General features: G+C 68.2%; 25 protein-coding genes and 1 pseudogene. 9 read left to right on the top strand and 17 right to left on the bottom strand.

The features are described from left to right. Positions 1–3: 3 nt before the first annotated feature. The 7 genes from FHR82_RS33230 to rlmN form a co-directional block, all read right to left on the bottom strand. A complete protein-coding gene (locus FHR82_RS33230) occupies positions 4–1347 on the bottom strand; it encodes an amidohydrolase family protein (protein WP_184814548.1) in 1344 nt (447 codons plus the stop codon). Continuing rightward, positions 1347–2393 (bottom strand): NAD(P)/FAD-dependent oxidoreductase, encoded by a 1047-nt coding sequence (locus tag FHR82_RS33235; protein WP_184814549.1) that lies wholly within the window; start codon positions 2391–2393, stop codon positions 1347–1349. The genes FHR82_RS33230 and FHR82_RS33235 overlap by 1 nt, the downstream gene beginning before the upstream one ends. Continuing rightward, on the bottom strand, positions 2386–3453 hold the full coding sequence (locus tag FHR82_RS33240; RefSeq protein ID WP_184814550.1) for an ABC transporter ATP-binding protein: 1068 nt from the start codon (positions 3451–3453) through the stop codon (positions 2386–2388). The genes FHR82_RS33235 and FHR82_RS33240 overlap by 8 nt, the downstream gene beginning before the upstream one ends. After that, entirely contained in the window at positions 3450–4028 is a 579-nt protein-coding gene (locus tag FHR82_RS33245) for an ABC transporter permease (protein ID WP_311771387.1), read from the bottom strand. Before FHR82_RS33245 ends, FHR82_RS33240 begins: the two co-directional genes overlap by 4 nt. Positions 4029–4250: 222 nt before the next feature. After that, on the bottom strand, positions 4251–5078 hold the full coding sequence (locus FHR82_RS33250) for an ABC transporter permease (RefSeq protein WP_184814552.1): 828 nt from the start codon (positions 5076–5078) through the stop codon (positions 4251–4253). After that, positions 5075–6115 (bottom strand): extracellular solute-binding protein, encoded by a 1041-nt coding sequence (locus FHR82_RS33255; protein WP_184814553.1) that lies wholly within the window; start codon positions 6113–6115, stop codon positions 5075–5077. Before FHR82_RS33255 ends, FHR82_RS33250 begins: the two co-directional genes overlap by 4 nt. Before the next feature lie 265 nt (positions 6116–6380). After that, positions 6381–7484 carry a dual-specificity RNA methyltransferase RlmN gene (gene rlmN, locus FHR82_RS33260; RefSeq protein WP_184814554.1) on the bottom strand — a complete coding sequence of 368 codons (1104 nt, stop codon included), beginning with the start codon at positions 7482–7484 and terminating at the stop codon, positions 6381–6383. 142 nt (positions 7485–7626) lie between these two features. On the opposite strand from rlmN, the gene FHR82_RS33265 reads away from it, so the two are divergent. Continuing rightward, positions 7627–8340, top strand: coding sequence for a PadR family transcriptional regulator (locus FHR82_RS33265; RefSeq protein WP_221464553.1), 714 nt, complete (start codon positions 7627–7629; stop codon positions 8338–8340). Here the strand turns inward: FHR82_RS33265 and FHR82_RS33270 are convergent. The 6 genes from FHR82_RS33270 to rpsB form a co-directional block, all read right to left on the bottom strand. Then, positions 8337–9089, bottom strand: coding sequence for a class I SAM-dependent methyltransferase (locus FHR82_RS33270; protein ID WP_184814688.1), 753 nt, complete (start codon positions 9087–9089; stop codon positions 8337–8339). The genes FHR82_RS33265 and FHR82_RS33270 overlap by 4 nt on opposite strands. A gap of 21 nt (positions 9090–9110) precedes the next feature. Continuing rightward, positions 9111–10004 carry a phosphatidate cytidylyltransferase gene (locus FHR82_RS33275; protein WP_184814555.1) on the bottom strand — a complete coding sequence of 298 codons (894 nt, stop codon included), beginning with the start codon at positions 10002–10004 and terminating at the stop codon, positions 9111–9113. A 14-nt stretch (positions 10005–10018) separates the two neighbouring features. Continuing rightward, a complete protein-coding gene (gene frr / locus FHR82_RS33280; protein ID WP_184814556.1) occupies positions 10019–10576 on the bottom strand; it encodes a ribosome recycling factor in 558 nt (185 codons plus the stop codon). 39 nt (positions 10577–10615) lie between these two features. Next, complete coding sequence (pyrH, locus tag FHR82_RS33285) at positions 10616–11338, bottom strand: UMP kinase (protein WP_221464554.1); 723 nt, start codon at positions 11336–11338, stop codon at positions 10616–10618. A 96-nt stretch (positions 11339–11434) separates the two neighbouring features. After that, on the bottom strand, positions 11435–12250 hold the full coding sequence (gene tsf / locus FHR82_RS33290; protein ID WP_184814557.1) for a translation elongation factor Ts: 816 nt from the start codon (positions 12248–12250) through the stop codon (positions 11435–11437). A 35-nt stretch (positions 12251–12285) separates the two neighbouring features. Then, positions 12286–13146, bottom strand: a complete 861-nt coding sequence (rpsB, locus tag FHR82_RS33295; protein WP_184814558.1) for a 30S ribosomal protein S2 — start codon at positions 13144–13146, stop codon at positions 12286–12288. A gap of 352 nt (positions 13147–13498) precedes the next feature. On the opposite strand from rpsB, the gene FHR82_RS33300 reads away from it, so the two are divergent. Then, entirely contained in the window at positions 13499–14062 is a 564-nt protein-coding gene (locus FHR82_RS33300; RefSeq protein WP_221464555.1) for a murein hydrolase activator EnvC family protein, read from the top strand. Positions 14063–14184: 122 nt separating this feature from the next. Here FHR82_RS33300 and FHR82_RS33305 read toward each other — a convergent pair whose 3' ends face one another. Then, positions 14185–15021 carry a FliA/WhiG family RNA polymerase sigma factor gene (locus FHR82_RS33305; protein WP_376706463.1) on the bottom strand — a complete coding sequence of 279 codons (837 nt, stop codon included), beginning with the start codon at positions 15019–15021 and terminating at the stop codon, positions 14185–14187. A gap of 265 nt (positions 15022–15286) precedes the next feature. On the opposite strand from FHR82_RS33305, the gene FHR82_RS33310 reads away from it, so the two are divergent. Next, positions 15287–15454: a hypothetical protein gene (locus tag FHR82_RS33310; protein ID WP_184814561.1), complete on the top strand. Its 168-nt coding sequence runs from the start codon at positions 15287–15289 to the stop codon at positions 15452–15454. A gap of 246 nt (positions 15455–15700) precedes the next feature. On the opposite strand, the gene FHR82_RS33315 is transcribed toward FHR82_RS33310, so the two are convergent. From FHR82_RS33315 to FHR82_RS33325, 3 genes and pseudogenes are all read right to left on the bottom strand, one after another. After that, positions 15701–16699, bottom strand: a complete 999-nt coding sequence (locus FHR82_RS33315) for a tyrosine recombinase XerC (RefSeq protein WP_311771390.1) — start codon at positions 16697–16699, stop codon at positions 15701–15703. A 51-nt stretch (positions 16700–16750) separates the two neighbouring features. Continuing rightward, complete coding sequence (gene dprA, locus FHR82_RS33320; protein ID WP_311771391.1) at positions 16751–17908, bottom strand: DNA-processing protein DprA; 1158 nt, start codon at positions 17906–17908, stop codon at positions 16751–16753. A gap of 209 nt (positions 17909–18117) precedes the next feature. After that, positions 18118–18741: pseudogene (locus FHR82_RS33325) on the bottom strand (ATP-binding protein); the annotation flags it as partial. Positions 18742–18778: 37 nt separating this feature from the next. Here FHR82_RS33325 and FHR82_RS33330 point away from each other — a divergent pair. The 6 genes from FHR82_RS33330 to FHR82_RS33355 all read left to right on the top strand — a co-directional run bounded on the left by FHR82_RS33330 (position 18779) and on the right by FHR82_RS33355 (position 26724). Further along, on the top strand, positions 18779–20314 hold the full coding sequence (locus tag FHR82_RS33330) for a recombinase family protein (protein ID WP_225944108.1): 1536 nt from the start codon (positions 18779–18781) through the stop codon (positions 20312–20314). Positions 20315–21213: 899 nt separating this feature from the next. Beyond that, the gene (locus tag FHR82_RS33335) at positions 21214–23214 is read left to right on the top strand and encodes a type IV secretory system conjugative DNA transfer family protein (RefSeq protein WP_184814563.1); all 2001 of its coding nucleotides are present in this window, start codon (positions 21214–21216) and stop codon (positions 23212–23214) included. Between the two features lie 130 nt (positions 23215–23344). Beyond that, a complete protein-coding gene (locus FHR82_RS33340) occupies positions 23345–24166 on the top strand; it encodes a replication-relaxation family protein (RefSeq protein ID WP_225944107.1) in 822 nt (273 codons plus the stop codon). Then, positions 24163–25209 (top strand): DNA-methyltransferase, encoded by a 1047-nt coding sequence (locus FHR82_RS33345; protein WP_184814564.1) that lies wholly within the window; start codon positions 24163–24165, stop codon positions 25207–25209. The genes FHR82_RS33340 and FHR82_RS33345 overlap by 4 nt, the downstream gene beginning before the upstream one ends. A gap of 20 nt (positions 25210–25229) precedes the next feature. Next, positions 25230–26300, top strand: a complete 1071-nt coding sequence (locus FHR82_RS33350) for an antirestriction protein ArdA (RefSeq protein ID WP_184814565.1) — start codon at positions 25230–25232, stop codon at positions 26298–26300. A gap of 106 nt (positions 26301–26406) precedes the next feature. Next, positions 26407–26724, top strand: a complete 318-nt coding sequence (locus FHR82_RS33355; protein ID WP_184814566.1) for a hypothetical protein — start codon at positions 26407–26409, stop codon at positions 26722–26724. Positions 26725–26823: the final 99 nt, after the last annotated feature.

A 26823-nucleotide genomic window follows, 5' to 3' on the forward strand; every position in this document is an offset into this window, starting at 1 on the left:
CCCTCAGACACGCCTGCCGTCGCGGACCACGACCGCGCCGCCGATCATGACGACCCCGACCCGGTCCAGCCGCGCCGGATCGGTCACCACGATGTCCGCGACCGCGCCCGGCACGATACGGCCCCGCCCCGGCGCGATGCCCGGGATGGCGGCCGCGACGTTCTCCGTCGCCATCGCGATCGCGTCGGGGAGCGTCACCACGCCGGCCTTCGTCGCGTGGTCGATCGCCAGCAGGATCGCGTCGTGGTGCCCGCCCGCGTAGTCGGTGGAGATCGTGTCGACCAGCCCGGCCTCGAACATCGCGTACAGCAGCTCCGGCCCGGTGGTCAGCCGCCGCGCACCGAATGTGTCCAAAGTAGACACGTCAACGACGGCGCCGAGTTCCTTGAGCCGCTCGGCGTGCGCCAAGGCCTCCCGCAGCTCGAAGCTGGAGTGGTTGGAGTGCCCGGCGATCAGGCGCACGTCGGTCCTGGCGATACCGGCGACCTGCGTCATCGACGCGGCCGCGTTGTGCACCAGCACCGGCACACCCGCCACCCGCGCCTCCTCGGCCGCCTCCGTGAGCCCGGCCAGCGCGATGTCGAACGCGGGCAGGATGATCCCGGAGACGATCTCGCGGGTGTCCTCGACCGACAGCTTCCCCGCCAGCCCCGCTGCCTCCAGTGCCTCCTCGACGGCGTCCCGGTCGAACGCCGACGCCGAGATGTGCCTGCCCAGCACGGCGACCTTCAGCGCGTTGGACTGCCGGGGCGTGATCGTCACCCCGGTCCGCCGCGCCACCTCGGCGGGGATGTACATGTAGCTGGCACCACCGCCGCCGAGGGTGTGGCCCGCGCCGATCTCCCCCAGCGCGACCGCGCCGTCGCGGACCGCCCGCTGCGCGGTGAACGCCCGGTTCTCGTCGGCGAGGCCGCCCCCGTCGGCGATCGTCGCCGCCTCCAGGCACGCGGGTGTGTTGCAGGAGGCCAGTTTCACGGTGACCGGGTGCGCGTCATCGGTCCGCGCAAGCGCTTCCGCGGTGACGAAGCCGTCCACGCAGAGGACGGTCGTCGTGCCTTCGAGGAGGTGCCGGTCGAGGTTGGCGAGCACCTGCTCGTGCGGCAGGCCTTCGTGCCCGCTGGGGAAGAGCGGCCCGAACGCCGTGCCGTGCGTGTGGTTGTTGATCAGCCCGGGGATGACGAGCTTGCCGGTGGCGTCGACGAGTTCGGCGGTGCCGTAGTCCCCGGCCGGCCGGGTCGGCACGATCTCGCGGATCGTGCCGCCGGAGACAACGACATCGACACCGACACCGACCTCGACGCCGTGCCGGTCGACGAGGTCACCGCCGTGCAGCACAGTGGTGGTCATCAGAACCTCTCGAACCGGAACGGTGCGAGCGCGTCGGTCACGTCCGCGCCCATGACCTCGGCCGCGACCAGGTCACCGGCGTGCACGCTCAGCGTCGCGCCGCTGTGCGACACCGCGAAGTGGAAGTTCGGCAGCGCCTCCGCGCGGCCGAGCACCGGCAGCCCGTCGCCGGGGATGGGCCGCTCCCCCACCCGCACGCTCTCCACGGTCGCGGCGCCGATCCCCGGGTAGAGCGCACAGGCGTCGGCGAACACCTTCTCGGCGGCGGCCTCGTCGTGGCCGTGGAGCAGCAGCCGTCCGGCACCGTCGGGCCGCAGGTGCACGCGCGGCGCGTGCACCACCCGCGACACGGCCACCGCGACCGGTGACGTGTAGACGAGCGTGCCCGACGTGTTGCGCATGGGGAACGTCAGCCCGGCCAGTGCGGCGATGTCGGCGGCACGCGGGCCCGCGCAGTTCACGACCGCGTCGGCCGCGAGCCGCTGCCCGGACGCGAGCGCCACCGCACGGACCCGCTCACCGGTCACGTCGAGCCCGGTGACGGCGTCGCCCCGGACCACGTCCGCGCCCGCGAGCAGGTACGCGATCATGCGGGTGGGTTCGAGCCAGCCTTCCCGCGGGAAGTACGCGATGTCGTCGGCGGGCAGCCCCGCCGGGTCGAGGTCTGGTTCGAGCCGCAGCAGTTCGGACCTGGTGAGCCAGCGCGCCTCGTAGCCGTAGCCGAGGACGCGCGTGACCTTCTCGCGCAGCTGCGCGAGGTCGGCCTCGTCGTCGGTCCACTCCAGGTTGCCGCCCTCGTGGTACCAGTCGCTGTGCGGGGTCTCGGCGGCCAGCTTCCGGTGCGCGGCCATGCCCGCGACGTTCAGGTCGTGGTAGGCGCGCGGCTGTTTGCCGCAGGAGTTGAGCCACGAGAACGTCGCACCGGACGTGCCCCCGCCCGGCGCGCCCGCGTCGACGACCGTGACCCGCGCACCCCGCCGCAGCAGCGCGGCACTCACCGCCGCGCCGTAGACACCGGCTCCGATGACGACTACGTGCTCAGCCATGGTTCTCCTGTTCACTCGGTTCGGCCGGCAACGCGAGCGCGGCGCCGGGTGGGATGACGACGGAGGCCTTGTCACCGGGCGCGGGCAGGTCGTGCGCGCCGGGATCGGGCACGGCGACCCGCAACCCGCCCGCGACGTCCAGCACGACCGTCGCGAGGCTGCCCTCGTTGACGACCTCGGTGACCAGCCCCGCCAGTTCGGACGGGCCCAGCCGCAGCGCTTCCGGCCGGAGCAGGACCTGCACGGCAGCGCCCTCCACGACCCCGTTGTGGCGTGCCGTCACGACGTCCGACGTGGACAGCCGGACCGTGCACTCGTCCGGAGTCGCGGCCACGCACACGCCGTCGACCAGGTTCGACTGCCCCACGAACCCGGCCACGAACGCGTTCGCCGGTGCCCGGTAGATCCGCTCCGGGGTGTCGAGCTGTTCGACGTGCCCGTCGCGCATGACCGCGATCCGGTCGCTCATCACGAGCGCCTCGGTCTGGTCGTGCGTGACGAACACGGAGGTGACGCCGAGTTCGCGCTGCAGGTGCTTGATCTCCAGCCGCAGCTGTTCGCGCAGCTTCAGGTCCAGGTTGGACAGTGGCTCGTCGAACAGCAGCACCTTCGGCCGCACCACGATCGCCCGCGCCAGCGCGACCCGCTGCTGCTGCCCGCCGGAGAGCTGCGACGGCATGCGTTCCTCGCGGCCCGCCAGCCCGACCCGCTCGAGCGCGTCGGCCACCCTGGTGCGGACCTCCGCCTTGGGGCGCTTGCGCATCCGCAGCCCGTAGGCCACGTTCTGCCCGACCGTCAGGTGCGGGAACAGCGCGTACTGCTGGAAGACCATGGCGGTGTCGCGCCGGTCCGGCGGCAGCCCGCTCACGTCCTGCCCATCGAGCACGATCGACCCCCGGTCGGGGGCGAGGAACCCGGCGATCATGTTGAGCGTCGTCGTCTTGCCGCAGCCCGACGGGCCCAGCAGCGTCAGGAACTCCCCCGGCCGCACGTCGAGGTCGAGGTCCTCGACGGCCACCAGCTGCCCGAACTCCTTGCGGACTCCCCGCAGTGTGATCACTTGGCTCCTCCGTGGATGAACTCGGTCAGGCGGACGAACCGCGACGCCACGCCGGCGACCAGGCAGATGCCGGCGACGCTCGTCACCGCGACACAGGCGAGCGCGGGCGAGTACTGGTACTCCATGTACTGGAGCAGCCGGATCGGCAGCGTGTTCGCGTCGCGCGAGGTCAGGAACAGCGACAGCTCGACGTTGTTGAACGACACGATGAAGGCGAACAGCGCGCCCGCGAACATGCCGGACCGCATGAGCGGCAACGTGACCGTGGTGAACGCCCGCCACCCGGACGCCCCGAGATCGCGGGCCGCGCGCTCCCAGACGGGGTTGACCGCGAGCAGGCTCACACCGACGGTCCGCAGCACGAACGGGATGCCGACCAGCGCGTGCGCCACCACCAGCAGCGGCGGCCCGATGAGCCCGCGCGCACCGAGCATCGACACGAGCTGCACCACCGACAGGCTGATCACGATCTCGGGCAGCAGCAAGGGAGTCCCGAGGAAACCTTCGAGTGCCGCCCGTCCCCGCCCGGTGCCCCGGGAGGGCGTACGCCGCGGCGGAACCCAGGACCAGGGCACACACGGCGGACCCGAGCGCCACCTCGGCCGACAGCGCCATCGGCAGCAGCCACTCTTCGGTCAGCGCGGAACCCCACCACCGCAGGGAAAGCCCGCTGGGCGGAAACGCGGGGTAGGTGTCGGGCTGGATCGACGTCCACACCACGACGAGCATCGGCACCGCGACGAAACCCAGCACCACCACCAGAAGCGCGGCTCTCACGGCCACCCAGGCCCTGGCGCTCACGACGCCCCCTTCCGCGCCCGCCGCCCGGCGAACAGCAGCAAGGAGACGGTGACCGTGCCGACCGCGAGGATCACCACGGAGATCGCCGCGGCCTGCCCCCATTCGAGGCTGACGACCATCCGGTCCCGCACGAGCGTGGCCAGCGTCTGCACCCGGCCACCGCCGAGCACGGCCGCCGCGGCGTAGGCACCGAGGCTGATCGCGAAGGTGAGCATGAAGCCCGCGATCAGGCCGGGCAGGATCAGCGGCAGGGTGATCCGCCGGAAGGTGGTGACCGGCCCGGCGCCGAGGTCCCGGGAAGCCCGCTCCAGCACGGGATCCACGCCCTGGAGGCTGGACATGGCGGTGAACACGGCAAACGGCAGCAGGACGTGCACCAGCCCGAGGACGACCGCGAACTCGGACCCGATGAGCGGGACGGCCGAGCCGGTGAGCCCGGTCTCGACGAGGATCGTGTTGACCAGACCGTCGTCCTGCAACAGCACCAGCCAGCCGTAGGTGCGGACGACGACGCTGGACACGAGCGGCGACACGACGACGAGCAGCACGGCCGTGCGCCACCGGGACCCGGACCGCACCACGAAGTGCGCGACGAGCAACCCGGCCGCCGTGCACACCGCGCCCACGGTCACCGACATCCACACGGTGTCCCAGAGGACCGTGCGGAAGTAGCCGTTGCCGAACAGGTCGCGGTAGTTGGCGGTGGTGAGCGGCCCGGTGACGTCGGCGCCGTCGTAGGTCAGGACGCTGCTCGCGAGCAGGAGCGCGGTCGGTATCGCGAAGACCGCGAGCACCCACACAGTGGCGGGAAGGGCGAGTCTCACCGCACGGCCTCCGCCCACTGCTCGCCCCAGGAGGTCCGGTTCTCGACGACGGTCGCCGCGTCCGCGATCTTGGTCTTCTCGAGCTGCTCGGCAGTGGTGATGTGCCGTGACGAGAAGTCGGGAGGGAACTCGAGCCCGGTGACGGCGGGGCCGACGTGGTAGGCCAGCGCCCACTTCCGCTGCACCTCGGGGGAAAGCCAGTAGTCGATGAACCGGTAGGCCGCGTCCTTGTTGGCGGCGCCAACCGGAATCCCCAGCGAGCCGAGGGAAGCGTAGGTCCCCTCCTTCGGGACGGCGTAGTCGTAGTCGGTGGTCCGCGCGTAGATGGCGGCCCGGCCGTCGAGGTAGGGAAAGACGGTGGCGGTCTTCTTGGTCATGAAGGGCACGGCCTCTGCGGACGCCTGCGGCGTGGCGAGCGCGTACCTGGCGAGATCGGCGATCCGCGCGAAGCCTGGTGCGGTGTTGTCGATGCCGCCCCCGTCCAGCTCGGCGGCACTGAGCATCGCGTAGACGCCCATGATGTTGCCGGGGTTGAAGATGAGCGTGCCGCCGCGGTACCGCGGCTCCCACATCACGTCCCAGCTGGTGGGCGGCTGCGGGAAGAGATCCTTGCGGTACATCAGGACGACCTGCTGCACGTCCTGGATCGCCCCGACGCCGTACGTGTTGTCACGCAGCTTCCCCGGGACGTTGCGGAGGTTGGGCACCTGCTCCTCGGTGACCTCGGCGAGCAACCCGTCCCGGCTCCCCTGGTACAGCTCGAGGCTGGTCATCACCGCGACGTCGAACCCGGGGTCCCCGGCGGACGCCCGAACGGCGGCGTACTGCTCCGAGGCCGACCCGCCGGCCGCGTACCGGATCTCGATCCCGGTAGCCGCGGTGAACGGCTCGGCGATGGTGTCCTCGAACAACTGCTGGTACTCGGCCCCGTACCCCTCGACAACGAGGACGCCCCCACCATCCGCACTGGTCGACGTGCACCCCGCAAGCAGGACGAGCACCCCGACCACCACCCCCGGACAACTCGATCGCGTCATGACGGCCATCCAATGTAACTAGTTTCAGTAACTAGTTTCACACCCAAGCACACGAGTCCCGGCATGGTCAATATGAACAGCAGACAACTACGTCAGGCGCAGCGTTCCTTACACCTCGATGTAAGTAACGCTGCCAGCCGTCGCGCAAGGTTCGGTTCAAGGCATGTTCGGCCTGCGGCAGTTGTCTGTGGTGAGCGTGGATGTGGTCCCGGCCGGCACGCGTCCCGTGGGAGAACCCCACGTCGAACGAACAACACAGGTGGGGCTAGCCCTCCGCGGCCAACTGGCCGCACGCGGCCGCGATCTCCTGCCCGCGCGTGTCCCGCACGGTGCAGGCGACGCCGCCCTCGTTGACGCGGCGCACGAACTCCCGCTCCACCGGCTTCGGTGACGCGTCCCACTTCGAGCCCGGCGTCGGGTTCAGCGGGATCACGTTCACGTGCACCAGCTGCGAGAGGTGCTTGCGCAGCCGCTTCGCCAGCAGGTCCGCTCGCCACGGCTGGTCGTTCACGTCGCGGATCAGCGCGTACTCGATCGACACGCGCCGTCCGGAGGTGTCGGCGTAGTACCGCGCCGCCTCCAGGACCTCGTCGACCGACCAGCGCGTGTTCACCGGCACGAGGGTGTCCCGCAGCTCGTCGTCCGGGGTGTGGAGTGACACCGCCAGGCGGACCTGCATCTTCTCGTCCGCGAGCTTGCGGATCGCGGGCGCGAGGCCGACCGTCGACACGGTCACGGACCGCTGCGAGATGCCGAGGCCCGACGGCGCGGGCTCGGTGATGCGCCGGACGGCGGCGACGACGCGCTTGTAGTTGGCGAGCGGCTCACCCATGCCCATGAACACGATGTTCGAGAGACGTCCTGGCTCACCCAGTTCGCCGTCGCGCATGGCGGCCGCTGCCGTGCGGACCTGGTCGACGATCTCCGCTGTGGACAGGTTGCGCATCAGGCCGCCCTGTCCGGTGGCGCAGAACGGGCACGCCATGCCGCAGCCCGCCTGGCTCGACACGCAGAGCGTGGTGCGGTCCGGGTAGCGCATGAGCACGCTCTCCACCAGCGTGCCGTCGTGTGCGCGCCACAGCGTCTTGCGCGTGGCGTCGTCGTCGCAGCTGACGTGCCGGACCACCGTCAGGAGTGGCGGCAGCAGCGCGTCGGCCAGCTGGGTGCGGGAGGCCGCGGGGATGTCGGTCATCGCGGCGGGGTCGGCGGTCAGGCGGCCGAAGTAGTGGTTCGACAGCTGGTTCGCGCGGAACGGCTTCTCCCCCAGCTCGGTCACGGCGGCACGCCGCTCCTCGGTGGAGAGGTCGGCGAGATGACGGGGAGGAAGGCCGCGCTTGGGAGCGTCGAAGACCAGAGGCAATGCGGTCATATCCCTACCAGTGTCCCACGTCCGCTGAACTGCCCTGGTCAGAGGCCAGCTCAGGCCCCGAACGTTGCATCGCGATAGTTTCCGATATATCGTGAACGTATCGCGATACCACGCGATGTATCCACAGGGGAGGAACCTGATCATGCGACACGAACACCACTTCAGAGGTGACCCGGGCGTCTTCGGCGACCCGCGCATCCACTTCCACCCGGCCGAGGCACGCGGGGGTGTGCCCTTCCCGCCGTTCCCGCCTCCGCCACCCGGCGGCGGCTTCGGCCCGGGTTTCCAGGGCGGCTTCCCGGGTTTCCCCGGCTTCCCCGGCGCCGAACGGCTGCGGGGCGCCCGTGGGCGCGGCCGCGGTTACGACCGCCACGGCAGGGGCAGGCGCTCCCGTCGCGGCGACGTCCGCGCCGCGATCCTGGCGCTGCTCCTCGAGCGGCCGATGCACGGCTACGAGATGATCCAGGAGATCAAGGAGCGCAGCGGCGACCTGTGGCGGCCCAGCCCGGGCTCGGTCTACCCGACGCTCCAGCTCCTCGCCGACGAAGGCCTGATCAACGACGAGGGCCAGGGCTCCCGTCGCCTGTACGCGCTCACCGACGAGGGCCGCACGGCCGCCGAGGCGATCGAGACCCCGCCGTGGGAGGAGATCGCACGCGACGCCGACCCCAGGGACGTCAACCTGCGGGACGCGATCGGCCAGCTCATGGGCGCGACGATGCAGGTCGTCCAGGCCGCGAGCGACGAGCAGAAGAAGCGCTCCATCGATGTGCTCGACAACGCCCGGCGCGAGCTGTACTCCATCCTGGGCGAGGCCCCGCCCGCCGACGAGGACGCCGACGAGGACCAGAACTAGAAGATCAAGCCGGTCGGCTTTCTTCTGGTCAACACCCGGTAGCCGACCGGGAAGTCGAGCCCGGGCACGTCCCGGGCGGCCCGGTCCGCCACGCGTGACGAGAACTCGATCCGCAGCACGGACTCCAGGCTCTCCCGGTCCCCGAAACGCCACCGCGTCTCGACGGCCCGGCGGTCGAACCCCATCCGCTCGAAGAACCGGTCGACCTCCACCGGGTCGTACTCCGGCAGGTCGGCACGCATCCAGTCGCCGTAGGGCCGGTGCCGCGCGTCGAGGTCGACGATCACCAGCACACCGCCGGGGCGGAGCACTCGCTCCGCCTCGGCAAGGCCCTGTTCACAGCCGGGGCCGAAGAAGTACGCGGTCCGCGCGTGGGCCACGTCCACGCTCGCGTCCGGCAGCGGGAGCCGTTGCGCCGACCCGGTCAGCACGTCGACCGCGGGCAGCAGGGTCACCCGGTCCTTCGCGAGCCGGACCAGCGGTTCGTACGGCTCCACCCCGGTGACGTGCCGCGCGGTCGACGCGAACCTCGGCAGGTGGAAACCGGAGCCGCAACCGATGTCCAGCACATCGCGGCCCGTCCAGTCGGCCACCTCGGCCAGGACGCGCCAGATGTCGTCGTGCACGTCCTGCGCCCGGTTCTCGACCTCGTAGACGTCGGGCCAGTGCCAGATGTTCGGGCTCGGCAACGTCTCGGCGCCGCGGCGCACCGCGGCAAGGCGCTCACGAGCGCGCGACACCAGTCCCACACCGTCCAGCAATACCACCGGTCAGCCGGTGATGAACAGGCGCAGCAGCAACCAGGACACCACCGCGGACGGCAGCAGCGAGTCGAGCCGGTCCATCAGCCCGCCGTGGCCGGGCAGCAGCGTGCCCATGTCCTTGATCCCCAGGTCCCGCTTGATCAGCGACTCCACCAGGTCGCCGACGGTCGCCGTGCACACGATCGCGGCGCCGAACAGTGCGCCCTGCCACCACTGCCCGTCCAGCATGAAGGTGACGGCGAGCGTTCCCGCGACGACGCCGAAGAGCATCGAGCCGACGAAGCCCTCCCAGGACTTCTTCGGGCTGATCGTCGGCGCCATCGGGTGCCTGCCGAGCTTCGCGCCGGTCGTGTAGCCGCCGACGTCGTTGCACACCACCACGACGAGGAAGCACAGCACCCGCGCCACGCCGTCCTCGGCGACCACCAGCATCGCCGCGAACGACGCGAACAGCGGCACGTAGGCGGCGGCCAGGATCGACGAGCTGACGTCCCGCAGGTAGTTCTCCGCGCCGCCGCGGAACCGCCACACCAGGCAGGCGAGGATCGTCACGACGAACGCCGCGAGCAACCCGTTGCGGCCGAACGGCCACGACAGCCAGACCATCGCCTGGCCACCGATGAGCACCGGCCACAGCGTGACGCGGATGTCCGCGCCACGCTTCAGCGCACCCGCCAGCTCGTAGGTACCCATGGCGACCGCGACCGCGACGACACCGACGAAGATCTGGCGCACGGTCAGCAGCGACACCAGCACGGTGGCGCCGAGCAGGACCCCGACGGCGATCGCGGCCGGCAGGTTGCGGCCCGCCTTCTTCTGCGCGGGGGCAGGCTCGGCCGCGTCGCCGGTCGTCACACGGTTCTCCTCGACGGGTCCTGACCCGGTGGGTGCGCTGATCATGTCCATACCGGAGCTCAGACCTCGAGCAGTTCTGTTTCCTTGTGCTTCACGAGCTCCTCGACCTGGGAGACGTACTTGTCGGTGAGGTTCTGCAGCTCCTTCTCGGCGCGCGTCACCTCGTCCTCACCGGCCTCGCCGTCCTTCTGGATGCGGTGCAGCTCCTCGTTCGCCTTGCGGCGGACGTTGCGGATGGCGACCTTGGCGTCCTCGCCCTTGGACTTGGCCACCTTCACCATCTCCCGGCGGCGCTCCTCGGTCAGCTGGGGGATGACGACGCGGATGAGCGCGCCGTCGTTGCTGGGGTTGACCCCCATGTCCGAGTCGCGGATCGCCTTTTCGATGGCGCCCAGCTGGCTGACGTCGTAGGGCTTGATCACCGCCATCCGCGCCTCGGGCACGCTCACGCCCGCGAGCTGGTTCAGCGGCGTCGGCGAACCGTAGTAGTCGACGACGATCCGGGAGAACATCCCGGAGCTGGCGCGGCCGGTCCGCACGGAGGCGAGCTCCTCCTTGGCGTGCGTCACCGCCCTATCCATCTTCTCCTCGGCGTCGAAGAGTGTTTCGTCGATCAAAGCCTGCTCCTGTTTCTCAGAGTCCCTGTGTCACCGGTGTCAGGGAGTGCTGACCACAGTGCCGATCCTCTCACCACGCACCGCGCGGGCGATGTTCCCCTCGGTGAGCAGATTGAACACGATGATCGGCATGTTGTTGTCCATGCACAGGCTGAACGCTGTGGCGTCCGCGACCGCGAGCCCTTGTTCGAGTACCTCGCGGTGGGTGATGTGCTCGTACATCTTGGCGTCCGGGTCGGTCTTCGGGTCGGCGGTGTAGACGCCGTCGACCGACTTGGCCATCAGCACGACCTCGCAGCCGATCTCCAGCGCACGCTGCGCGGCCGCGGTGTCGGTGGAGAAGTACGGCATGCCGACCCCGCCCGCGAAGATCACCACGCGACCCTTCTCCAGGTGCCGCTCGGCGCGGCGCGGGATGTACGGCTCGGCGACCTGGCCCATCGTGATGGCGGTCTGCACCCGCGTGTCGATGCCCAGCTTCTCCAGGAAGTCCTGCAGGGCGAGGCAGTTCATGACGGTGCCCAGCATCGCCATGTAGTCGGCGCGGTCGCGGTCCATCCCGCGCTGTGACAGCTCGGCGCCGCGGAAGAAGTTACCGCCGCCGATCACCACGGAGACCTGGACGCCGTCGCGCACGACCTCGGCGATCTGCCTCGCCACCGTCGCCACCACGTCGGGGTCGACGCCGACCTCGCCGCCGCCGAACATCTCGCCGCCCAGCTTGAGCAGCACTCTGCGGAAACCGTGTCGCGACAGTTCCATGGGTATCCCCTCAGTGGGTGGTCTTTCTACAGGCGAATGCCCCGCCCTCAGTGATGCATCGAGGGCGGGGCACCGCCTGGGGTCCAGGCTTGGAGATCAGGACTGGCCGATCTCGAAGCGGGCGAACCGGGTGACCGTGATACCGGCCGCGTCGAGGAGCGCCTTCACGGACTTCTTGGAGTCCTGCACGGAGGCCTGCTCGTTGAGCACGACGTCCTTGTAGAACCCGTTGACGCGACCTTCGACGATCTTGGGCAGCGCCGCCTCCGGCTTGCCCTCCTCGCGCGAGGTCTCCTCGGCGATGCGGCGCTCCGCGGCGACGACGTCCTCGGGGACCTCGTCGCGGGTGACGTAGCGCGGCTTCATCGCGGCGACCTGCATGGCGGCACCGCGAGCGGCCTCCGCGTCGTCACCGGTGTACTCGACCACGACGCCGACGGTCGGCGGCAGGTCGGGGTCGCGACGGTGCAGGTAGGTGGTGACGGCGCCCTCGAACACCGCGACCCTGCGCAGCTCCAGCTTCTCGCCGATCTTTGCCGACAGCTCCTGCAGGGCGTCGGTGACGGACTTGCCGTCCAGGTCGGCCTTGAGCAGCGTGTCGACGTCGGCCGGCTTGGTGGCCTTCGCGGCGGCGACGATCTTGTCGCCGAGCGCGGTGAAGTCGGCGTTCTTCGCGACGAAGTCCGTCTCGCAGTTCAGCTCGATCATCACGCCGCCGTCGGCCGCGACCAGGCCGTTGGTGGTGGTGCGCTCGGCCCGCTTGCCGACGTCCTTCGCACCCTTGATGCGGAGGAACTCGACAGCCTTGTCGAAGTCGCCGTCGGACTCGTCGAGGGCCTTCTTGCAGGCCATCATGCCCGCGCCGGTGAGCTCACGGAGCCGCTTGAGGTCAGCCGTGGTGTAGTTAGCCATTGTGGCTCTGTCCGTCCTTCTTTCGGGTGGGTCGCTTACTCGGAGTCGGCAGGCTTCTCCGCCGGCGCGGCGGCGGCAGCAGCGTCACTGCCACCCGCCGCCGGGGCGGTCTGGCCGACGAGGAGCTCCTGCTCCCACTCCGGCAGCGGCTCGTCCGAGACGCCCGGCTGCGGCTTCTCCTCGCCGTCCGGCACGCCGTTGCGGACACCCGAGCGCGCCATGAGACCCGCGGCCGCGGCCTCGGCGACGACCTTGGTCAGCAGCGCGGCGGAGCGGATCGCGTCGTCGTTGCCCGGGATCGGGTAGTCGACCTCGTCGGGGTCGCAGTTGGTGTCGAGGATCGCGACGACCGGGATGTGCAGCTTGCGCGCCTCACCGACCGCGATGTGCTCCTTCTTGGTGTCGACGATCCACACCGCGCTGGGCACCTTGGCCATGTCGCGGATACCGCCGAGGGTCCGCTCCAGCTTGTCCTTCTCGCGGGTCAGCATCAGGATCTCTTTCTTGGTGCGACCCTGGAAGCCACCGGTCTGCTCCATCGTCTCCAGCTCCTTGAGGCGCTGGAGGCGCTTGTGCACGGTCTGGAAGTTGGTGAGCATGCCGCCGAGCCAGCGCTGGTTCACGAAGGGCATGCCCACGCGGAGCGCCTCGTTCGCGATCGCTTCCTGCGCCTGCTTCTTCGTGCCGACGAACAGGATCGTCCCGCCGTGCGCGACGGTCTCCTTGATGAACTCGTAGGCGCGGTCGATGTAGGACAGCGTCTGCTGCAGGTCGATGATGTAGATGCCGTTGCGCTCGGTGAAGATGTAGCGCTTCATCTTCGGGTTCCAGCGGCGGGTCTGATGCCCGAAGTGCACGCCGGAATCGAGCAGCTGCTTCATGGTGACGACGGCCATGGCCTGGTTCGCACCTTCTTCTTCTCTTGCGCGCCGGGTTGCGGTGCCGGCGCGGTGTCGGTTTGTCGGGATGGCGGTGCCATCCGCCCTGGTGCCGGTGCCGGCAGCCGAACCCTCGACTGTGGTGCCGCGTAGTCTCGGGACCGCCGAATGCCGCTTGCCGCGAGGCAAACGCACTGGCACGCGAAGTCGACCCGCGTTGCCACGGGGCGCGAAAACAGTGTACGCGGTGCACCCGACCGGGCCCGACACCGGTCGGCGGTTACCTGCCGGTTGTCCACAGCCCGACCAGTTGTCCACAGCCCGCGCCTCGCGCTCCCTCCCCGTCGGTCTCCCCATGCATCGTGGACCCATGCCTGCCTTCCTGCTCCTCCTCACCCTCCTCACCAGCACCCTCGTGGTCCCGGCGGCCGCATCGGCCCCGGCCCGCGCGCCGTCCGCGGACCCGCGCCCCCGGTTCGGCTGGCCACTGGCGGCGCCGCATCCGGTGGTCCGGCCTTACCAGGCGCCGACGACCCCGTACGGCCCCGGCCACCGCGGCGTCGACCTGGGCGGACCGGCAGGCGCGCCAGTAACGGCGGCGGGCGACGGCGTGGTCGTGTACGCGGCGGACCTGGCCCTGCGAGGCGTGGTGTCCATCGACCACGGCGACGGCCTGCGCACCACGTACGAACCGGTGACGCCGGCGGTGACCGTCGGTCGGCACGTCACCCTCGGCACGGTCATCGGCCACCTGGCGCCCGGCCACCTGGGCTGCACGGCGGCATGCCTGCACTGGGGCGCCCGCCGCGGCGAGGAGTACCTGGACCCACTCGGCCTCCTGACGACGGGCCGGGTGCGGCTACTGCCGTGGGACGGCAGTGCTGTGTCACCAACGTTTGCCGGGTCCTTCGGTGATCCGGCTGGGGCTGGGTAGCCCTGAAGGCCCGAAAGACGCGCGAGGGCACGAGCCCCACACCACACCCGAGGCTGCCTGCCATCCCGTGCAGAACACACCAGAAGACGAACCCCGACCAGCACAAGCACAGCTCAGTACAGCTAAGCCTCGGTCTTCTCCAGCAGCTTCGCGCGCAGGCGCAGCACGGCACGCGTGTGGAGCTGGCACACCCGGGACTCGGTGACACCGAGGACCCGGCCGATCTCCGCGAGGGTGAGGTTCTCGAAGTAGTACAGGGTGACGACGACCCGGTCCCGCTCCGCGAGGTGCGCGATGGCCTGCGCGAGCTGCCGCCGGTTGTCCTGGTCGACGAGCAACGCGACCGGGTCCAGGGCCTCCTGGTCCTCGAGGATGTCCGCGAGCGGGGTGGACCCGCGCCCGGCGGCGGCGAGCTCGTCGAGTGCGACGACGCTGGTCAGCTGCAGCTGGGCGTAGACGTCCCGCAGCTCGTGCAGTGAGAGGCCCAGTTCGTCGGCCAGCTCGGCGTCGGTGGGTGTGCGGCGCAGCTGGGCGCCGAGCCGCTCGAGGGCGCGCTCGACCTCGCGGGCGCGGCCACGCACGGAGCGGGGCACCCAGTCCTGCGCGCGGAGGTCGTCGAGGATCGCGCCGCGAATGCGCTGCATCGCGTACGTCTCGAACTTCAGCCCGCGCTCGGGCTCGAACTTCTCGATGGCGTCGACCAGCCCGAAGATCCCGGACTGGATCAGGTCGGCCACCTCGACGTGCGCGGGCAACCCGGTGCCGACCCGCCCGGCGACGTACTTCACGAGCGGCGCGTAGTGCAGCACGAGCCGGTCCCGCAGCCGCTGCTCCCGCTGCTCCCCGAACCGCCGCCACAAGGCGACGATGCCCGCTTCGACGTCGTCGAAGGTCCGCTGGTCGCCGGGCAGCACACCGGCCGTGTCGCCGAAACCGAACGTCGCGGGGCCACCGACCACAGCTTGATGAGAGACGCCGTTCACCACGGCACCCCCCTCGTCCCCCACGTGCCCAGCACCAGTGCCTTCTCCGGACGCACTGTCACTCCCGGCCCCGCCCCCGGCGACAGGCCGCCCGTTCCCGACGGTAGTGCCACGGGAGGCAGTCGCGCCCGTCCCGTCACCTCCGGCCACCCGACGAGGCTTGGCGAGGAGGCCGCCGTTCGTCGGCGCGACACCTTGCTCGCCAGCGCTCGCCTTCGGGGAGTGCCTGCTGTTCGCGGGCTTGGCGCCACGTTCCTCACCACTCGTCCCCGAGTGGTTCCGCCCGTTCGCGAACGTGCCGCCGCGCACCTCGGCGCTCGCCATCGGGGTATGCCCGTTCGCGGACGCGCCGCCACGCTCGGCGGTCCTTGACGCGTCGTGGCCGTTCGCGCGGGTGCCGTTCCGGTGACCGTTCGCCGGTGTGGGGACCTGCGTGCCGTTGGGGTGGGTGTCGCTGTGGTGGGTGCCGTTGGTTCGGCCGTTGCGGAGTGAGGTGTCACGCTCCGTGTTCGATGTTGGTTGACCGTCGAGCTGTGCACGGGGGGCCGGGGTGCGCCGGCCGAGTGCGACGGCGGTGCGGGCGCCGTTGCCGCGGGCGTCACCGGCCTGCGCCCGGTCTCCGGGCGCAGCCGACGTTCGCGAACCTTCCCCTGGCTCATCGGGAACGGGGGTGCGTTCGGTCATGGATTGCCTTCAGCCGTTCGACGGTCACGTGGGTGTAAAGCTGCGTTGTTGCGAGCGTAGCGTGACCAAGTAGCTCCTGGACGCTACGAAGATCAGCACCACCTTCGAGCAAATGTGTCGCAGCAGAGTGACGCAGACCATGCGGTCCCATGACGGGAACACCCGGAATTGCGCTCAACGCCTTGTGCACGATACGTCGAACACTGGCCGGTTGGAACCGGCCGCCGCGTGCTCCCAGTAACAACGCGGGCGGCGAGGACGGCCGTGTGAGGGCGGGCCGACCGCGCCGAAGCCAGTCGATGACGGCCCGGAGCGCGGGCTCGCCGAACGGCACGCTGCGCTCCTTGCCGCCCTTGCCGAGCACCACGACCAGTCGCTTTTCAAGATCGATGTGGTCGACGTCCAGGCCGCACAGCTCGGACACGCGGATGCCCGTCGCGTACAGCAGCTCGAGCAAGGCGTGATCACGGAGAGCTACCGCGTCCAGTTCGGCCGCGCCCTTCTTCGACGCCGCGAGAACCTCGTCCGCCTGGTCCTGTCGCAGCACCGACGGCAGCTTGCGGTGCGGCCGCGGTGACGCGAGCCGGGCGCCCGGGTCGCTCGCCAGGTGTCCGCGCCGGTGCGCCCACGCGGTGAACGCCCGCGCGCCAGCCGCCCGCCGCGCCATCGTCGTCCGGCTCACGTCCGCACTCCGCTGGGCGGCGAGCCACGCGCGCAGTGCCGTCAGGTTCAGCGCCGCGACGCCCTTTCCCTGGCTCCGGTCGATGCTGCGGTTGCCGCCGACCGTCGGCAGGCCGTGCAGGTACCCGAGCAGCGAGACCACGTCCGCGACGTAGGCGCGGACCGTGTGCGCGGACAGCCCGCGTTCGAGGCCGAGGTGCCGCTCGTAGGCGGCGACGACCGCACCGACGTCCTCGGGCAGTTCGTCCCGGATTCGGTGCAGGTCGACCCTCGCGCGTGACTCGGACACCCGTTTGACGCTGCGGCATCACGTCGGCCCGGTCAAGTACCGCCACGCACGTCAGCCATGCCGGTCCCCTCCCTCCTGCTGCCGCCAGCCGTCGTCGAGGCGCGTGACGTGGCCGGTGATCTCCAGTTCCGGCAGCAGTGTGCGGACCCGGTCGAGCGGCAGCCCGGCCTCCACCGCGACCTGTTCGGCGTCCATGCTCTCCTCCCGGCGGAGCGCGTCGTGGACGCGGAGCGCCTCCTCGCCGAGCCCGTCGGTACTGCGCCGGAGGTCCTTGCGTGAGGGGTCGAGGTTCGCGCCTACCGGCCCCACCGCCTCGACTATCTCGGGTATCGACCCGGCGACCACGGCACCACCCGTCCGCAGCAGGTCGTGACAGCCGACGGACATCACCGACGTGATCGGTCCCGGTACTGCCATGACGACCTTGCCGAGCGACGCCGCGGTGGCCGCGGTGTTGCGCGCGCCGCTGCGGACACCGGCCTCGACGACCACCGTCGCGGACGACAGGGCCGCGATCAGCCGGTTGCGGACGAGGAAGCGGTGACGGGCCGGGGTGGTACCGGGTGGGTACTCGCTGACGACGAGCCCCGCCGCGGCGATCCCCTCGATGAGGCCGCTGTGCCCCGCCGGGTACGCGAGATCGATCCCGCACCCGAGCACGGCGACGGTCGGGCCACCCGCGCTGAGCGCGCCGCGGTGTGCGGCGCCGTCGATCCCGTAAGCGGCCCCGGACACGACGGTCATGCCGGCCTGGACTAGCTCGAAGCCCAACTCGGCGGCGACGTGCTCGCCGTACCCGGTGGCCGACCGCGCCCCCACGACCGAGACCGCGCGGTCGAAGAGGTTCGCGACCGGCACCGAGCCACGTGTCCAGAGGCCGAGCGGCCTGCCCGTGCCGCGCGGGCCGCGGCCGGTGGACGGTGCGAGGCAGAGGAGTTGCCAGGCCGGCCAGTCGGGATCCTCGGGCACGACGAGCCTCGCACCGACCTTCTCGGCGTTGCGGAGGTCGTCGGAGGCGAGGTCGAGGTCCCGGCGAGCCTCGGTCTCGCTCCGGACGGCGTCCGGGACGTCGCCGCGGCGGACCAGGTCCGCCGCTTCGACCGGCCCGACCACGTCGACGAACGCGTGGAGTGCGAACGCGGGCGGCTCCGCGACTCGTATGAGGTAGGCCCGCGCGAGGACGATCTCCTCGCCCACGGGGGCGGTCACGCCACCCTCCGCACGTCTGCCGTGGCGGAGGTCGCGCAGCAGTCGGGGCCTCGGACGAGGCAGGTGAGGGAGCCTGGTGGGGGCAGGGACGGGTGCATGGAGCGCCAATACCTGCGCGGGCAGAGGCCGGTGGTCGTGGTGGCGATGATGGGCCGCGGAGGCTGCCAGTTGTTCGGAATGCGCATCGGGTTGTTCCTTTCGAGGTGGAGCTAGGCGGCTCTGCGATCGCGAAATTCCAGAGCCGCCGAAACATGGTCGGAAGTGGGGCCGTCCACCCCGGCGAGATCGGCGAGTGTCCACGAGACCCGGAGGCACCGATCGGCGCCACGTGCCGTCACCGCGCCGACGTTGAGGCCGTGGTCGAGCAGAGCCGTGGCCTTCCTCGGCAGTCCGAACTCGCGCCGGAGGATCGGTCCGGGGGCCTCGGCGTTCGTCAGCCAGCCGTACTTCTTCCACCGTTGCGCCGCGCGCGCCCGAGCCTCCTCGACACGAGCACGGACGACCGAGGTCGGCTCCGGTCGTGTGAGGTCCGATCGGGACAGGGCCGTGATCGGGCGCATGCGAACGCGCAGGTCGACCCGATCGAGCAGCGGACCGGAAAGCCGGGAGAGGTACCTGCGTCTGGCATGTGGCGAGCAGATGCAGTCGATGTCCCTGGCGGGCGCACACGGGCACGGGTTCGTCGCCAGCACGAGCTGAAAACGCGCCGGGTAACGCACCACGCCATCGCGCCGGGCGAGGCGGATCTCGCCTTCCTCCATCGCCGTACGCAAGGCCTCCAGTCGGTCGGGCGCGAACTCACAGGCCTCAACGCGGAATTGTCTATGTGACCGTAACAAGATATAATGATCTTGTAACGGAGATTTACAAATGGCCCGATATGGGTACGAACGTCTTTCTCAAGATCGAAGCTTGCGCAGAATTAACGTCACGATCCAACGGGATGAGATTGACGACTGCGCACTTGACAGCGGAACGTCCATCAAACAGCACTTCTCTGACAATAATAAGAGTGCTTCAGAGTATGGCAGCAAGCCACGTGACGGCTACATCGATCTCATAGCTACGATCATGCGTAGCGTCGACAAAGAGGACGAGATTATTGTCACCGAAATACCGCGCCTCTGCCGCAAGAGTGAAGAAGCGTTGGAATTGATCCGTCTATCTAAGACGACACCTTTGCGCTATATTATTACTACAGACGGCATGAAGTACGATCTACACACACCACGAGGTCGCAAAGGGTTTCGCGAAGCAGTTAGTGACGCCGAATTTGAGTCCGACCAGACCTCCACGCGCCAGCATCGCAAGAAGAACAAGTTGGCCGAGGCCGGCGCCTTTCATGGCGGCCAGCGTCCGTATGGATACGAGGGCGCCAAGTACGAACAGCTTGTTGACGCCGATGACAATACATATAAGGGTCGACTTCTGAACCCCGGCCGCGTTGGCACAGTCATTGTCGAAGAAGAAGCAGCAGTTCGACGTGAGGCCACCAACCGTATCATCGCTGGTGAGCGCGAAGTTGACCTAGTGCGCGACTTCAATAGTCGTGGTATCACTAATTGCAGCGGTGGCAAATGGCGCATGGGTGGCCTAAAAGCATGGCTGATGCGCAAGCGAGATGTCGCCTTCGATAAATTTCCCGGCCCCGGCACCCGTGTTCATAAAGGTAAAGAGTATCCGGCCATATGGCCAGCGATCATCTCCAAAGAAGACTACGAACTGATGGCCACCGCCTTCAAGATCCGTAGCAGTGACCGCCGGAAGCGCGACTCTATCCAGGGTCGTCAATATCTTCTCAGTGGCATCCTGCGCAGTGGCCACAGTGGTGCACCCATGTATGGTCGGCGCCGAAAACTACTCGACGGCACATTTGAACGCCGCTACATCACCGTTCCACAGAACGGATATGGCGAGAAGATCGCCGGGCCCAAGCTAGCTCGGAAAGCTGAACCGCTTGATGAGTGGGTCACCGAAGCAGTCTTGGAGGCATTTGATACACCAGAGGTAGCCAGCACGCTGGCACCTCCGGAAAACAAGCAGCGCATCAAAGAGCTGATTGAACGACGTGCTAAGCAACAGTTGCATATTCAGCAACTGCTGACGGACTATGGCACTGGCGTTCTCAGCCGAGACGACCTAGTCATCGCGAAGCAGGCAGCTCAACAAGTTCTCAACGAGACTGACAACGAATTGGCGAAAATACAGGCGACGCGCACCGTATCTACAATACCCGCAGGCCAGACGTTGCGAGAGTTCATGGCAACGGCGAGCATCGAGCTACGACGCCAAGTCATCCAATTGGCTGTCGACCACGTTATCGTGAAACCTGGCCATCCCCGCAACGCGATGTGGCGTGAACACCGATACAACCCTGATCACGTTGAGATCGTCTGGAGAGTATAACTTTGTTGGCGAGCTTCGCGATGGTCGCCTTGTCTGTAATCTTGCGTGGCAACCCTTGACTTGCTCGCGACTTCTTCACTCGATCCGATAAGTTGATCGCAACCTTCCGGGCCATTCAAAATATTTCCTATTTACTATCTTCAATATACCACAACACGCTCACTTTCCACTACGCTATCGCCGTTAGGTGAACCACCAACCTATCGGAGGAAATCACTGATCAGCGAGTATCACCCATCTAGGGGTCAAGTCGTACTGGTCGCGTTGTAGTTATAGCGCCATTGCTTGCAATCCAAAGTGCGCGACGATATACAAAAAGAGCAGGCAGACCAGCAATGAGCTTCCGAATAGCAGCTGGCCTACCTACATCAAACACCCGCGTTTCAACGCTGGGGTACATGCCATTACAACGCGTCACAGACCAAGTGTCAAGCATCAACTGCATCGCGTTGTGTATTTGTCGTGCGATCTCTCCGTTGAAGTGCGTGGTGGAAATAACACCAAACGCAATGAAAGGAGGGGACCTGTGACAAATACGATTAACCATCTAAGTGGTACAGACTCAGAAACGACTGGGCCGGATCCTGTCCTGCCTGGTCAGGTAGACGCTTGCTCACTCACAGGACATCGTGGCACCAATCACGAGATCAAGCACGAGATCGAGTTAAACGAATCCAACGTCGGTGGGCCGTCAGCGACCGCCGGTAGTCGGAAGTTCGGTCATGGGTGAGCGTCTCAGTTGGTTCGAGATCTACCCGCCGAAGGGCTGCCACTTGCCCGACGTTACGGCGGTTTTGCGTCCGCTCGAGCACCGGCCTCGTCAAGGCTTAGCGCGACTCACACCCATCGTCGTGTTTGAACTATGGATGACGGCTGGCACTCCACGCTGGGTCGTTGGGATGGATCCCACGCTGGCCTTCACCCTGCCTCACCAGATGACCGCCCAGATGAACAGCCTCAACCTGATCGCGAGACGGCAGCCTGTACGACCACTCCTGACCACGGCTGCAAAGCTGTCGGTTCACGGGCTCGCCTGGCCGATGCGCATCGATATGGCCAGCAGCGTTGTCCTCGCTTTGATGCAGGTGGCAGAGGGTTTGTGTGCTGGGCAGTCAGCGGTCGTCCAATGGGTCGTCGGCCCGAGTGCACCGCGGCGAGTTCAGCCGAACGAGTTCAGCCTCGTCGAGGCGCTCGGACTCAAACCTCACGATCAACCAGACCTTGCGGCTCGTCGCGCTTGGGGCAGTAAGAGCCAGGAACCACTCTTCGGCGTCCACGGTGGGCTCGGCGCGACTGCAAAGTCGATGCGCGCTGCAAACAGCATTGTCCGCCAGCTGCAGCAAGCTCTCAGCCTAGCCGGGAGTGCCCATGCAAACCTCCGCGCCAGTCGGCCATCGGCCGCGAGCGCCCATCAGCTTGTTGCGGTCAACGGCACGCGCCGTCGCTGGTCCGGCATCGTTAACGCCGCCGAACTGGCCACGCTCATCAGCTGGCCGATCGACGGCGTCGCTGTTCCTGGGCAGGTCGGTCCCTCAATGGCGAGAGCTCCGAAGGCCCTGCTTGCCCATGGTGATGCTCCGCCCGCTGGCGCCCGACTTCTCGGAACAAGCCTTCATCCGGCTGATGCCGGTCAAGCGGTCGTCATCCCGACCAAGAGCAGCCTCCATCACCTCCACATCGTCGGCCCGACCGGTTCAGGGAAGAGCACCAAACTTGCGCAGTTGGTACTGGCTGACGCGGCAGCAGGCCGCAGTGTGTTGGTTGTGGAGCCCAAAGGCGACCTGGTCGACGACATCCTCGCCCGACTGCCGAAGTCGCGTCATGAGGATGTTGTGCTCATCGAGCCCGGTGGCGACGGACCGGTGGTCGGGCTCAATCCGCTGGCGGGGGCTCGTAAGGATGCCGAGCGCCGGGCTGACGAGCTCTTGGACCTGTTCAAGGAGTTGTTCGGTACCGCCATCGGACCACGGAGCAGTGACGTACTGCTACACGCCTTGATCACGGCTGCCCGGCTCCCTCGCGGCACCTTGACCGACGTCCCGACGTTACTGACGAATCCGGCCTACCGGCGGAAGGTGTTGGCCGAGGTCAGCGACCCACTGGTGCTCGCCCCATTCTGGGCGTGGTTCGACAGCCTCAGCGAAGCGGAACGTGGTCAGGTCATCGCACCCGTCATGAATAAGCTGCGGGTCTTCACCACGCGCAGCGCCATCAGGCGGTTCCTCGGCCAAGCCGAGCCTGGCTTCAATCCCGATGATCTACTGACGAAGCAGCGCATCGTCCTGGTCAATCTCAACCGCGGGGTCGTTGGACCGCAAGCGGTCAAGCTGCTCGGCAGCCTCCTGCTCACGCAGCTCTGGCAGGCCATCCAGCGACGCGGCACGGTACCGGTACGGCAGCGACGTCCGGCAATGGTCGTCGTCGATGAGTGGCAGGACTACACCGGTGCACTCGACTTCGGTGAAGTCCTCGCGCAGGCACGGGGCCTCGGCGTCGGCTTCACGCTGGCTCACCAGCACCTCGGCCAGCTCAGCCCCAGTCTGCGCGCTGCCGTGTTGGCCAACGCCCGCTCACGTCTCGCGTTTCGTCCGGCGCCGCGGGATACATCCGCTATCGCGGCAGCACTAGGTGGCGGCCTTGCGCCCGATGATCTGGACCGTCTCAGCACATACCAAGCCGCTGTCCGGGTGCTGACTGATGGCGTACCCAGCCAACCGTTCGCCGTGCAGACCCTGCCACTCACCAGCGCAGGTGGCGACGCCGAACAACTCCGACACGACAGCACACATCGCCACGGCCTGGACGGTGCTGAGGTGGACGCCGAGCTGACCATGCGCTGGCAAGGGGGTGCCCCGAGAATCGACGAGCCGATCGGCATCAGCCGGAGGACCCGACGATGAGGCGGCTCGCGTGGCCTACAAGCGATAGGCCAGCCTCTCGTCCTACCGATGGTTTGACGCTCATTGCCGCGTCACCATCTGTATTCAGCGGTTCGGTACAACCGACTCTTACGCCCTCATGGAGGGCGTCATGACGGCCCCAATCGGCGCCGCCGCGCGCATCGCTCGCCTGAGGCGATCCATGAGCGAACTCGACTTAACGGCGCTCAACTCCCTCGACCGGCTCCGACTTCTCACCACGAATCATGTCCAGCGCCTGCATCTCGCGACCGGCTCACCCGCAACACGCAGCCGCCGCACCCGTGCCCTACTCCGCCGCCTGACAGATCGAGGTCTGGTGGTGCGACTGCCTCGCGACATAGGCGGACACCGCGCAGGATCAGCCACGAGCACCTTCTGCCTTACCAGGCTCGGCCAAGCCGTGCTGACCGCGCCCGAGGTGCCACCTCGCCGTCGCATGCTCTGGCAGACCAAGCCCTACTTCCAAGATCACATGCTGGCAGTCGCCGAACTCTACGTCGGCCTTGTCGAAGCGTGTCGGGACAAGAATGCCGAACTGCTCGCTTTCGAAGCCGAACCAACCTGCTGGCGTCGGTTTAGTGGCCCTGGTGGTGAGACGTTGATCCTCAAGCCTGATGCGGTGGTGCGCGTCGGCACTGGCGACTTCGAGCTAGCCAGCTTCATCGAGGTCGACCTCGGCACGGAGTCTCTGCCCACCATCCACCGGAAGTGCCAGGTGTATCTGCGCTACTGGCGCTCGGGCCAGGAGCAGCGCGACCACGGCGTCTTCCCGCGGGTCTGGTGGCTGGTGCATGATCTGGCCCGGCTGAAGGCCATCGTCCGGGTGGTTGGGCGACTTCCCAGCGACGCCCAGCCGCTCTTCGCCATCGCCCTGACCGAGGAAGCCGCTGACCAACTGGTGCAGTTGCCCGCACCAGGAGACACGGCGTGAGTGGCTTGCCCCTCGGCCAGATCCTGGTCGGCGACGCCCGCGAGCGGCTGGCCGAGCTGCCGGATGCGTCGGTCGACTGCATCATCACCAGCCCCCCGTACTGGGCGCTCCGGGACTACGGCCACGCCGAACAGCTCGGTGCCGAAGCCTCGGTCGACGACTGGGTCAGTGCCCTCGTCGAGCTGTGCGACCAGCTGGCGCGGGTGCTGACGCCGACCGGCAGCCTGTGGCTCAACCTCGGCGACAGCTTCGCTCGACGAGCTCAGGACGGCGCACCGAAGAAGAGCCTGCTGCTCGGACCGTCGCGGGTGGCGCTGCAGTTGCTGAACCGCGGCTGGCTACTGCGCAACCAGGTCATCTGGCACAAGCCGAACGCCATGCCCTCGTCAGTCAGCGATCGCCTGACCACCACCTACGAGGTCGTCTACTTCCTGACTCGCCAGCCTCACTACTTCTTCGACCTCGACGCCATCCGACGTCCGAGCAGATCGCAGGCGCGGCCATTTGATCGACGCCCGGCCAGCTACCCACCGCGCTCGGCCGTACCGAGTCTCGGCAGGGGCCGGGCACCACGAGTCAATCTCAACCGCGGACTGGCGGGGATGAAGGCAGCGGGCCTAAGCAGCCATCCACTCGGCAAGAATCCCGGCGACGTCTGGGCCATCGGCACCGGCCGCTACACCGGGGCCCACTTCGCCACCTTCCCGTTGGAGCTGGTACGACGACCACTGCTGGCTACCTGTCCTGAGCTGGTCTGCGCCAACTGCAGTCGACCCTGGACACGACCAACCCAGCCAGCTCACGAGCGGCACCTGCCGCGGGCACCGCTGCAGGCCGACTGCCGCTGCCGGGCTCTGGCCCGGCGCGGCATCGTGCTCGACCCGTTCATGGGCGCGGGCACGGTTGCGCTGGCAGCCGAGCAACACGGCCGCGACTGGCTCGGCTGCGAACTGAACCCCGTCTACGCCGAGCTGGCTCGCCAACGGCTGGCCGACTGGCGGTCGACCACTACGCCGCAACACCAACCATCAGTAACGACATAGCGAAAGGAGGAAATAGCGCTATGGAACGACAGACACATCAACCAGAAGGAGGGACACATACCCCAGCCGTCAACAGCTACGGCACCGACGACCCCGAGGCCCAGGCGCACATCGAGCACGCCCGGGTCGAGGCGGCTCGAGAACGGAAGCGCGACCGGTTGACGCTCGAACGGCTGGTCGAACTCGGCCTGAACCCCGACGACGCCGAGGTGCTTATCGAGTTCGACCACGCCATGAACGAGGCGAGAACTGAGGGCGAGCACTTCCGCGCCACCAGCCTGGACGACACCCGCCGCGACCTGGCGGAGCTGCTGGCGCTGCGCAGCCACCCGCGTGGCGACGTCGCCCTGGCCGACTTCGCCGCTGACCTGCGCAAGGACATCGGCAACGGCCGACTCGTGAATGCGGTGCCGTCGTCGATCGCCAGCTACCAGGCCGCCGGCCTCAACCGGCGCGACGCCCTGACGGTGGCCGACTTCGAGTACTACCTGCGCTACAAGCTGGCGAGCGCCGGGGATCCGGCTGCCAGCCTGGGGATCGAACGCGCCGAACGGCCGCCGAAGCCCGCACCGCGCGTCTACGTCATCGACCACCGGACGGACAACAGCCAGGAGCCGACTGGCCAGTGGGTTGACGTTAACCAAGCCGCTGACGAGCTCGAGGCGGCCATCGCCGAGGCGTTTGGCCGCCAACCCGAGGACGGTGCGATCGACTGGTCGGTCACTCACGCCCAAGGCTTCGCCGGGATCGATCTCTTCGGCAGCAGCGACAGCCAACTCGTCGCGACGATCGGTCAAGGCGTCGCCGAACACGGAGATGCCTTCGCCGCCTGGGTCGAGCTGCACGGCATTGGTGACGCCGACTTGCTCGGCCGCTTCAACGACTTCTACATCGGCAGCTACCAGAGCAAACGCGACTGGGCCGAGTCGATCGCCGCCGACCTGGAGTGGCTGGAACACCTCGATCGCGTCGTCGAGCCGACGCTGCGACCGTACGTGCGCATCGACTACGACCAGGTCGTCCGTGACACCAGCGGCTCCTGGGACCTCATCACCGGCGCCGACGGTCGGCTCTACGTCTTCCTCCGCTGATCTCCGCTCCCCCGCCACCGCCTCGGTGGCCTGTGGCTGCTCATCTCCCGTCCGCGCCGCGCGGACATGGGCGGTCACACCACACCGAGGAAGGAGCTGGTCACCTATGACCGAGCCACGAAACGGCGGCGTCAAGACGCTCGGCGTCAAGCTGCCGGATGCCTTGCACGCCCAGTTCTCACTGGTCGCACAGCTCGACGACGACTCGCTCGGCGAGGCCGTCGTGCGGGCTGTCGACCTTTACGTCCAAACCAAGCGGGCCGAGAGCGACTTCGCCGAACGGGCGAAGCGGGCACTCGATGAGATCGAGAAGGAAGCCGCCGCTCGCCGCGGCGCCATCCAGGGCCTGTTCGGTGGCGAGGACGTGCCAACGCCGAGCAAGCCGGCACCGGCGCGCAGCCGCAAGCCGAGCGGCGAGAGCTGACGTCGGGCAACACCCCATCCACCTCGAAGGGTGGGCGGGCAGCAGCAGTCGCTGCTCCCGCCCACCACAAACCACTATTAACAAAAATGCCTCATCGAG

The sequence above is a fragment of the Actinophytocola algeriensis genome (genome assembly GCF_014203735.1).
In the GTDB taxonomy this organism is placed as follows: Bacteria; Actinomycetota; Actinomycetes; order Mycobacteriales; family Pseudonocardiaceae; genus Actinophytocola; species Actinophytocola algeriensis.